Origin of the sequence: Pseudomonas sp. 18.1.10 (genome assembly GCF_024655625.1) — a bacterium.
In the GTDB taxonomy this organism is placed as follows: domain Bacteria; phylum Pseudomonadota; class Gammaproteobacteria; order Pseudomonadales; family Pseudomonadaceae; genus Aquipseudomonas.
Genome location: NZ_JANLGL010000202.1, coordinates 1 through 9,799 on the forward strand (window position 1 = coordinate 1; position 9,799 = coordinate 9,799).

At 61.1% G+C, this 9,799-nt stretch carries 10 protein-coding genes; 5 read left to right on the forward strand and 5 right to left on the reverse strand.

From position 1 onward, the window contains the following. Positions 1-95: 95 nt before the first annotated feature. Genes dgcA through NUV89_RS24175 form a run of 3 tightly spaced genes read right to left on the reverse strand, consistent with a single transcriptional unit; the run spans position 96 to position 3,735 of the window. A complete protein-coding gene (gene dgcA / locus NUV89_RS24165) occupies positions 96-2,156 on the reverse strand; it encodes a dimethylglycine demethylation protein DgcA (RefSeq protein ID WP_257783304.1) in 2,061 nt (686 codons plus the stop codon). Positions 2,157-2,171: 15 nt separating this feature from the next. Beyond that, the gene (locus tag NUV89_RS24170) at positions 2,172-2,702 is read right to left on the reverse strand and encodes a DUF5943 domain-containing protein (RefSeq protein ID WP_257783305.1); all 531 of its coding nucleotides are present in this window, start codon (positions 2,700-2,702) and stop codon (positions 2,172-2,174) included. Positions 2,703-2,757: 55 nt separating this feature from the next. Next, positions 2,758-3,735: a dipeptidase gene (locus NUV89_RS24175; RefSeq protein ID WP_003176573.1), complete on the reverse strand. Its 978-nt coding sequence runs from the start codon at positions 3,733-3,735 to the stop codon at positions 2,758-2,760. A gap of 219 nt (positions 3,736-3,954) precedes the next feature. Between NUV89_RS24175 and NUV89_RS24180 the strand changes: the two genes are divergently transcribed. Genes NUV89_RS24180 through NUV89_RS24190 form a run of 3 tightly spaced genes read left to right on the forward strand, consistent with a single transcriptional unit; the run spans position 3,955 to position 5,321 of the window. Further along, positions 3,955-4,356 carry a lysozyme inhibitor LprI family protein gene (locus NUV89_RS24180; protein ID WP_017738420.1) on the forward strand — a complete coding sequence of 134 codons (402 nt, stop codon included), beginning with the start codon at positions 3,955-3,957 and terminating at the stop codon, positions 4,354-4,356. 38 nt (positions 4,357-4,394) lie between these two features. Further along, a complete protein-coding gene (locus tag NUV89_RS24185; protein WP_257783306.1) occupies positions 4,395-4,877 on the forward strand; it encodes a hypothetical protein in 483 nt (160 codons plus the stop codon). A 27-nt stretch (positions 4,878-4,904) separates the two neighbouring features. Next, a complete protein-coding gene (locus NUV89_RS24190; protein ID WP_257783307.1) occupies positions 4,905-5,321 on the forward strand; it encodes a DUF3010 family protein in 417 nt (138 codons plus the stop codon). A 124-nt stretch (positions 5,322-5,445) separates the two neighbouring features. Here NUV89_RS24190 and NUV89_RS24195 read toward each other — a convergent pair whose 3' ends face one another. Both NUV89_RS24195 and NUV89_RS24200 read right to left on the reverse strand, forming a co-directional pair. Then, positions 5,446-6,624 (reverse strand): AAA family ATPase, encoded by a 1,179-nt coding sequence (locus NUV89_RS24195; protein ID WP_257783308.1) that lies wholly within the window; start codon positions 6,622-6,624, stop codon positions 5,446-5,448. 68 nt (positions 6,625-6,692) lie between these two features. Further along, positions 6,693-7,637 carry a GlxA family transcriptional regulator gene (locus NUV89_RS24200; protein ID WP_257783309.1) on the reverse strand — a complete coding sequence of 315 codons (945 nt, stop codon included), beginning with the start codon at positions 7,635-7,637 and terminating at the stop codon, positions 6,693-6,695. Positions 7,638-7,831: 194 nt separating this feature from the next. Between NUV89_RS24200 and NUV89_RS24205 the strand changes: the two genes are divergently transcribed. Both NUV89_RS24205 and NUV89_RS24210 read left to right on the forward strand, forming a co-directional pair. Continuing rightward, positions 7,832-8,764, forward strand: coding sequence for a choline ABC transporter substrate-binding protein (locus NUV89_RS24205; protein ID WP_124527211.1), 933 nt, complete (start codon positions 7,832-7,834; stop codon positions 8,762-8,764). A 73-nt stretch (positions 8,765-8,837) separates the two neighbouring features. After that, the gene (locus NUV89_RS24210) at positions 8,838-9,725 is read left to right on the forward strand and encodes a 3-keto-5-aminohexanoate cleavage protein (RefSeq protein ID WP_257783310.1); all 888 of its coding nucleotides are present in this window, start codon (positions 8,838-8,840) and stop codon (positions 9,723-9,725) included. Positions 9,726-9,799 lie beyond the last annotated feature (74 nt).

Below are 9,799 nucleotides of genomic sequence, written 5' to 3' on the forward strand. Positions count from 1 at the left end.
GTGTGTCAGCTGACGCATCCGGTGGCTGATTCACCGCCTTCGCGAGCAAGCCCGCTCCCACATTTTGACCGAGTACACATTGGTTCAAGGCTGGGTCAGAAATCCTTGCAAAGGCGCAGGGCGTCATAGATCGCAGCGTGGGTGTTGCGCTGCGCCACGCAGTCGCCGATGCGGAACAGCAAGTAGCCGTCGCCCGCTTCACTCAGGCACGGTTGCGGCTTGATCGCGAACAGCGCCTCGACGTCCATCTGGCCCTTGTTGCGCGAGCCTTCCTTGAGGGCGTAGTAGATCGCTTCGTCCGGGCGCACGCCGTTTTCGACGACCACCTGGTCCACTACCCGCTCCTCTTTGGCGCCGGTGTATTCGTTCTCCAGCACGGCCACCAGCTTGTCGCCTTCGCGATAGACCTTCTCCAGCATCATGTCGCCGGTCATGATCACTTCCTTGGGGTACATGCTGCGGTAGTAGGTCGGGAACGACGTACCGCCGATGGCCACGCCGGGCTTGATGTCGTCGGTGACGATCTCCACCTGGCTGCCTTTGTCCGCAAGGAAATCCGCCACCGACATGCCGGTGAATTCGCAGATGGTGTCGTACACCAGCACGTTCTTGCCAGGCGCAACCTTGCCGTCGAGCACGTCCCAGCTGCTGACGATCAGGCCTTCCGCCGCGCCCCAGTGTTCGTTCTGCTCGATGAACGGATGCCCGCCCACCGCCAGCACCACCACATCCGGGCGCAGGTCGAGGATGGTCGCCGCATCGGCGGCCACGCCCAGGCGCAGGTCGACATTCAACCGCGCCAGTTCCAACTGGAACCAACGGGTGATCCCGGCAATCTGGTCACGCTGCGGCGCCTTGGACGCAGTGGTGATTTGCCCACCGATAAATTCTTTCTTCTCGAACAGCGTCACGTCATGGCCACGCTCGGCGGCGACGCGTGCGGCTTCCATCCCGGCCGGGCCGGCGCCGACCACCACGACCTTGCGTTTGACCCCGGTGGTTTTCTCGATGATGTGCGGCACGCCCATGTATTCACGGGACGTCGCGGCGTTCTGGATGCACAGCACATCCAGGCCCTGGTACTGGCGGTCGATGCAGTAGTTGGCGCCGACGCACTGCTTGATCTGGTCGATCTGGCCCATCTTGATCTTGGCGATCAGGTGCGGGTCGGCCATGTGCGCACGGGTCATGCCGACCATGTCCACGTAGCCGCCTTCCAGAATACGCGTGGCCTGGTTCGGGTCCTTGATGTTCTGCGCGTGCAGCACGGGGGCCTTGACCACTTCCTTGATCCCGGCGGCCAAGTGCAGGAATGGCTCCGGTGGATAACTCATGTTGGGGATAACGTTGGCCAGGGTGTTGTGGGTGTCGCAACCCGAGCCAACGACGCCGATGAAATCGAGCATGCCGGTGTCGTCGTAGTACTTGGCGATCTGTTTCATGTCCTCGTGGGACAAGCCGTCCGGGTGGAACTCGTCACCGCACAGGCGGATGCCCACGCAGAAATCCGGGCCGACTTCCTTGCGCACGGCCTTCAGCACTTCCAGGCCGAAACGCATGCGGTTTTCGAAGCTGCCGCCCCATTCGTCGGTGCGCTTGTTGACCCGTGGGCTCCAGAACTGGTCGATCATGTGCTGGTGCACCGCCGACAGTTCCACGCCGTCCAGGCCACCGGCTTTCGCGCGGCCAGCGGCGGCGGCGTAGTTGCCGATCACCCGCCAGATCTCTTCCGGCTCGATGGTCTTGCAGGTGGCACGGTGCACCGGCTCACGCACGCCGGATGGCGACATCAGCGTCGGCCAGTTGAAGCCGTCCCAACGCGAGCGCCGGCCCATGTGGGTAATCTGGATCATGATCTTGGCGCCATGCTTGTGCATGGCGTCGGCCAGGTTCTGGAAGTGCGGGATGATGCGGTCGGTGGACAGGTTGACCGAACTCCACCATTCCTGCGGGCTGTCGATGGCCACGACGGACGAGCCGCCACAGATCGCCAGGCCGATGCCGCCCTTGGCTTTCTCTTCGTAATAACGGATGTAGCGCTCGGTGGTCATGCCGCCGTCGGTGGCATACACCTCGGCGTGGGCGGTACTGAGCACGCGGTTGCGGATGGTCAGTTTGCCGATCTGGATCGGCGCAAACATTGCTTCGAAAGCCATGGCACGGTCCTCGGCTTACAACGGCTTGACGGTGAACAGGCCGTCATCGTGGCCCTCTTCGGAGCCTCCGTAGACTTGCTCTGCGACGGTGCGGAGGTTGCTGCCACGCGCCTGGAGAATCTGGTCCATGGCACCGGCAAACCAGCCGGTGAACATGTAGTCCACCTTGCGCCCGACCTTGCCGTACACGTAGACAAAAGCGGAGTGTTCCAGCTTGACGCTGCAGGTGCCTTTGTCGAGGTCGATGTCCTGGATCTTGAACAGGCCCCAGCCGCGTTGCGACAGGCGCTTCATGTAGTGCTCGAACACCGCGACGCCTTCCAGGCCGTGGCACTCGGCTTCTTTTTCACACCAGTGCCAGGCGGACTTGTAGCCGGCCTTGTAGAGGATCTCGGCGTAGGCATCGGCGCCCAACACTTCTTCGATACCGATGTGGTTGTTGACGAAAAAGTGGCGCGGTACGTACAGCATGGGCAGGGCGTCGGAGGTCCAGACACCGGTCTCGCTGTCGACTTCGATAGGTAATTGCGGGGCGATCTTGGCCATGGAAACTTAACTCCAGAAAATTTTTTAGTGTGGTGTTGCGCAGTGATGCGCTGGCTTATTCGCCCCAGACGTCCTTGAGGACGTTGACCCAGTTCTCGCCCATGATCTTGCGCACCACGCGTTCGCTGTGGCCGCGCTTGAGCAGGGTCTCGGTGAGGTTGGGGAACTCGCCCACGGTGCGGATGCCCAGTGGGTTGATGATCTTGCCGAAGCTGGTCAGGCGGCGGGCGTAGCCCTTGTCATGGGTCAGCATTTCAAAGAAATCCTGGCCATGGCCCTGGGTGAAGTCGGTGCCGATGCCGATGGCGTCTTCGCCAACGATGTTCATGGTGTATTCGATGGCTTCGGCGTAGTCGTCGATGGTCGAATCGATGCCCTTGGCCAGGAACGGCGCGAACATGGTCACGCCGACAAAACCGCCGTGGTCCGCAATAAACTTAAGCTCTTCATCGGACTTGTTGCGCGGGTGCTCCTTGAGCCCGGACGGCAGGCAGTGGGAGTAGCACACCGGTTTTTTCGATTCGAGGATGACTTCTTCGGAAGTCTTGGAGCCGACGTGGGACAGGTCGCACATGATGCCGACGCGGTTCATTTCGCCGACGATCTCACGACCAAAACCCGACAAGCCGCCGTCGCGCTCGTAGCAACCGGTGCCCACCAGGTTCTGGGTGTTGTAGCACATCTGCACCACGCCCACGCCGAGCTGCTTGAAGATCTCGACGTAGCCGAGTTGGTCTTCGAAGGCATGGGCATTCTGGAAGCCGAAGATGATGCCGGTCTTGCCCAGTTCCTTGGCGCGGCGGATGTCGGCGGTGGTTTTCACCGGGATCACCAGGTCGCTGTTTTCACGGATCAGGGTCTGGCTGGCCACGATGTTATTGATGGTGGCCTGGAACCCTTCCCACACCGACACGGTGCAGTTGGCGGCGGTGAGGCCACCTTTGCGCATGTCCTCGAACAGGTCGCGGTTCCACTTGGCAATAATCAGCCCGTCGATAACGATGCTGTCGGCGTGCAATTCGGCTGGGCTCATCAGGCGTCCCCTTATTGGCGATTCATGCGCCGAATCGTCTGCCGGCGCTTTGGGGCCAGCATATGCCCAGGGGCAACCCGAGCCGGGTGCAAAAACGACAGGGGAATTGCCGAAAGCGTCAATCCACGACAAAGGCTGCTATGACAGCTCTGACGGGCGGCTGTTCTTTGTCCTACTCTTGGGCCAGAATTCCCGCATCACCTGATATGAGACGGCGCAATGAAATCGATTTTCCTGGCTTTGGCACTCATCGCAACCACCGCCCACGCGGCCGAAGACACCGACAGCACGCCCTGCGATGGCATCGAAAACGACAAGCAAACCCTGGAATGCGCCACCTACAACAAAACCACCGCCGAACAACTGCTCAAGGATAACTACCAGGGCCTGCTGGAACGCATGGCTGCGACCTACGGCAGCGACAAGACCAAGCTGGCGGACATTACCGCTCGTCTGAAGGATGCCCAGCAGAAGTGGGAAAAACTGCGGGATGCCGATTGCGCCGTGGACACCTTCCCGGCGGTGAACGGCACCAAGGCGTATGCGATTGCGGTAAATGATTGCCTGGCGCGGATGAGTGATGAGCGGTCGGAGTTTTTGGAGTCGATCGGGCAGGAATAACCCGGTCGAGCAACTTGATCCACTGAAAAGGACGTCACATGTACTACGCACGCGAAGCGGAACGGGATTTCCTGTTCACGCGCGCTGTCTTGCTGTTTCTGTTCAGCTTGATACTGGCGCTGATGCTGTCGCTGTCCGTCAGCCGGGGCGCGCCCCATGGGTTGATTAAGGCGGCCCCTGTAGAAACGCTCGGGCAGATCACCCAACTGGAAAGCGTCGGCCCGCGCAATTCAAGCACCAACGTGTATTACACGTTCAGCCATGAAGGCCAGCGTGAAGACGGCATGGTCAACAACAGCTTCCACGTCCAGGACCCTGGCTACGAAGTGGGTGACCCGGTCGCCGTCGTGTATTCGAAATGGTTCCCGACGGTGCATAACATCAAGGCCAACTTCAATTACAGTTCGCCCAACTTCTACATCATGAGCGCCAGCGCCAGCCTGATAGCTTTATGCTTTGCGCTGATCCTCTGGACGGTGCATCGGATCTATCAGCACAAAGCAGAAGACCGGTATTACTGACACCCTCCCATTCCCATAGGCTTGAACATGATTATTTGCGGCATCGAAATCAAAGGCAGCGAAGCCATCATCGCCGTCGCCTCCCTGGACAACCAGGCGCTGACCCATGTCGCCCTGGCCACCAAGAAAATCGCCCTCGAAGACGACGATGAAGCGGCCAACGTCAAAGCCTTCGCCGCCCAGGTGAAGGCGTTTGTGCAGGCCAATGGCATCGAGCGGATTGCGATCAAGAAGCGCAGCAAGAAAGGTGAGTTTGCCGGTGGGCCGACCACGTTCAAGATCGAGGGCGTGTTTCAGTTGCTCGACGCCGTGGAGGTGACGTTGTTGTCGCCACAGACCATCAATGCGCAGAACAAGAAGCACAACTTTGAACTGCCGGCGAGCCTGAACAAATACCAGCATGAAGCCTACAAAGCCGCCTGCTCGGCCCTGCTGAAGAAATAAGCCACACCGAGTATCCATGTGGGAGCTGGCTTGCCTGCGATAGCGATGTATCAAATGGCATTTGTGGTGCTGACCCACCGCCATCGCAGGCAAGCCAGCTCTCACATTTGTCCTGCGTTGCCTTTTAGATGGATGTCTGGCGCTTGTGCAGCAGCCACTCGCCGAACGACTTGTCTTCCAGGGCATAGCCTCCCCGACTCGACTTCCAGACCAGTTCCTTGTCGCGCAGGGCATCGATACAGGCCTGAATAGTCTGGGTGCCCGGCACCACGTCACTGCCCATGTCTTCCAGCGCCTTGCTCACCGCCGTGACAGTACTGTCGGTAAACGGTGCAAAGGGTTCATTGCTTTGCGAACGCTCCACCATCACTTCCAGCACCGCACGCTGAGGGATGGTCAGGGCATTCCAGGCACTTTCGAATTCGGTCCACACGCCAGCACGCAGCGATTCCGCGCGACTGTGCAGTAATTGACCCAGGTTACTCGCCTCACCCAACTCAAGCGCCACTTCACCCAGGATGGTGCGCAACATCTCCGGGCGACGGCCCACCCGCTCAAAGACTTCATCAATGTCAGCCGCGTTGAACTGGTTGGTCTCGGCCAACAGTGCGTTGATATACACCGTGTACGCCTGAGTAAACTCTCTGCCCAGCAGCGGGAACGGTGTGATGCTGGAACCGAAGAATGGCTGGCTTTTGCCTAATACCAAATGGGCCAGCTTGTCGCGATTGGAGCCGGTGAACACCAGATACAAGCCGTTGCCTTCCTCGTCGCGGCCTTGGTTGAGCTGGTCCCGGGCAGCCTTCAGCGCAAACATCGCGTTGATACCAGACTCACTGGTAAGTGCGTGCTGCGCTTCATCTATCACCAGCACGACGGTTTTTTCTGCCGCGCTGTGGAGCAGTTCCAACGCCTGGGTCAGCGTTGCGCCGACCGGTAATTGTGGTTTGGTAAAGTCCCAGGACAGGGTACGCAGAAAGCTTAGCTTCTCGATTCCCATGTTCTTCGCCAGCTTGCGAATGCCCTTTTCATAGGGAACCAGCGCTGCGGCAATCGCGCTGGCAATCAGCTCTGCGGGGTCTTTTTCTTTGTCCGCCCACAGATCGACATACACCGTCATCCATCCCCGGAGCTGGCACTCCGGGATCAGATCTTCACGCAAAAAGGTACTTTTACCGGTACGACGTGGCGCCGCGAGAAACAGGCCAGACGTGAAATCCTGAATACCAGCCCCCACCAAGCCGTCGGCAATGCTGCTGGCCAGGGTGGGACGGCGGAACACGAAGCCGTTGTTTTTGGACATGTTTTTATACCCAATTATTGGAAGGACTATAAATTATAGTCGCGAGTATAATTGACTATAATTACTCGTCAAACCACCTCCCGTCGCCGATCCTCCCTCGGACACTTCGCAAACCGCGCCCGATAACTGCGGGTGAAATACGACGGCGACTCAAACCCGCACGCAATACTCACCTCCAGCACACTCATATCGCTCTGGCGCAACAGCTGCCGGGCTTTTTCCAGGCGCAGGCCGAGGTAGAAGTTGCTCGGCGTATCGTTCAGGTGCAGGCGAAACAGGCGCTCCAACTGGCGGCGCGTCACCTTGATCGATTCGGCCAGGACCAGGGTGCTTAGCGGCGGCTCGGTGTGTTGTTCCATCTCGCCGATCACCTGCACCAGCTTCTTGTTGTTGATGCCGTAGCGCGTGGCGATCTGCATGCGCTGGTGGTCTTTGCGCGGGCGGATGCGCCCGAGGACGAATTGTTCGGAGACCTGGATCGCCAGCTCCGGGCCGTGGGCCTGGGCGATCAGGTCGAGCATCAAGTCGATGGACGCGGTGCCGCCGGCGCAGGTGATGCGGCGGCGGTCGATCTCGAACAGTTCCTGGGTCACGCTGAGGTGCGGATAGGACTCCTTGAAGGCGTCGATGGCTTCCCAGTGCAGGGTCAGGCGGTAGCCGTCGAGCAGGCCCGCTTCGGCGAGGACGCAGGCGCCGGTGTCGATGGCGCCGAGGGTCACGCCGTCGAGGTCGAGGCGGCGCAGCCAGTGTTCCAGTGCGGGCGTGGCGAACTTCAGCGGTTCAAAGCCGGCGACCACCAATAACGTCGCGCCCTTTTTCAGCGGCTCCAGCGCCGCATCGGCGTTGACCGACATGCCATTGCTCGCCAATACCGCGCCGCCATCGGCGCTCAGCACGTGCCAGCGGTACAGCTCGCCACGAAAGCGGTTGGCCACCCGCAGCGGTTCCAGCGCGGAGATAAAGCCGATGGCGGAGAAGCCCGGCATCAGCAGAAAGTAGAAATCCTGGGACATGGTGGCGCTCTCGTCGGGCGGGCAGCGTGGCCCTGTGATACTCCCGTTCGCGGCGGGTTTCAAGAGGACAGGTCGCTGCAGTGCAAGAGTCGGTCGCCGCCGTGCGTTTTGCCGCCCGCCAAGCTGCGTAACGTGGCGTCACGGTGCACAAAGACACCGGCCCCCCACAATAACGACCTGCCGAGGGACCCACCATGAACCGACTGTTGCTCGCACTCAGCGCCAGCGCCATTTTCAGTACCAACGTCATGGCGGCCGACGCGGCATCCTGCCAGAACGTGCGCATGGGCGTGGTGAACTGGACCGACGTGATCGCCACCAGCGCCATGACCCAAGTGTTGCTCGACGGCCTCGGCTACAAGACCAAACAGACCAGCGCCTCCCAGCAAATCATCTTCGCCGGTATCCGCGACCAGCGCCTGGACCTGTTCCTTGGCTACTGGAACCCGCTGATGACCCAGACCATCACGCCGTTCGTCGACGCCAAGCAGGTCAAGGTCCTCGACAAACCGAGCCTGGAAGACGCCCGCGCCACCCTCGCCGTGCCGACGTATCTGGCGGACAAGGGCCTGAAAACCTTCGCCGACATCGCCAAGTTCGACAAGGAGCTGGGCGGCAAGATCTACGGCATCGAGCCCGGCTCGGGCGCCAATACCCAGATCAAGGCGATGATCGCCAAGAACCAGTTCGGCCTGGGCAAATTCCAGCTGGTGGAGTCCAGCGAGGCCGGCATGCTCGCCGCCGTGGACCGCGCGGTGCGGCGCAAGGAAGCCGTGGTGTTCTTCGGCTGGGCGCCGCACCCGATGAACGTCAACGTCGCCATGACCTACCTCAGCGGCAGCGACGACGCCCTGGGCCCGAACGAAGGCATGGCCACCGTGTGGAGCGTCACCTCGCCGACCTACGCCGAGCAGTGCCCCAACGTGCACAAACTGCTGACCAACCTGACGTTCACCGCCGCCGACGAGAGCCGGATGATGCAGCCGTTGCTGGACCACAAGGACGCCATCGAGTCCGCCAAGCAGTGGCTCAAGGATCACCCGCAAGACCAGCAGCGCTGGCTGGAAGGCGTGACCACCTTCGACGGCAAGCCGGCTGCGGCCAACCTGCAACTGACCAGCAAGTAACTCACCTTCAATCACCGTTTCGCAGCCAGATACGGCTGCGAACGGCACCACCACGCCTGTAAGGAACCGCCCCATGAACCACGACGTCATCATCACCTGCGCACTCACCGGTGCTGGCGACACGACCAGCCGCAGCCCCCACGTGCCGGTCACTCCCAAACAAATCGCCGCCGCGGCGGTAGAAGCCGCCAAGGCCGGCGCCACGGTGGTGCATTGCCACGTGCGCGACCCCGAGACCGGCAAGTTCAGCCGCGACGTCGCCCTGTACCGCGAAGTGATGGAGCGCATCCGCGAGGCCGACATCGACATCATCGTCAACCTCACCGCCGGCATGGGCGGCGACCTGGAAATCGGCGCCGGTGAAAACCCGATGGAGTTCGGCCCCAACACCGACCTGGTCGGCCCGCTGACGCGCCTGGCCCACGTCGAAGAACTGCTGCCGGAAATCTGCACCCTGGACTGCGGCACCCTCAACTTCGGCGATGGCGACACCATTTACGTGTCTACCCCGGCCCAACTGCGGGCGGGCGCCAAACGCATCCAGGAGCTGGGCGTGAAAGCCGAGCTGGAAATCTTCGACACCGGCCACCTGTGGTTTGCCAAGCAGATGATTAAGGAAGGCCTGTTGGACAACCCGCTGTTCCAACTGTGCCTGGGCATCCCCTGGGGCGCGCCGGCCGACACCACCACCATGAAAGCCATGGTCGACAACCTGCCCGCCGACGCCGTGTGGGCCGGCTTCGGTATCGGCCGCATGCAAATGCCGATGGCGGCGCAGGCGGTGCTGCTGGGCGGCAACGTGCGGGTCGGTTTGGAAGACAACCTGTGGTTGGACAAGGGCGTGCTGGCGACCAATGGGCAACTGGTGGAGCGCGCTGGCGAGATCCTCAGCCGTTTGGGTGCGCGGGTTCTGACCCCAGCCGAAGGCCGCGTGAAAATGGGCCTCACCAAACGCCGCTAATCAAACATGTGGGAGCGGGCTTGCTCGCGAATGCGGTGGGTCAGCAACAGATTGGGTGACTGACACTCCGCCTG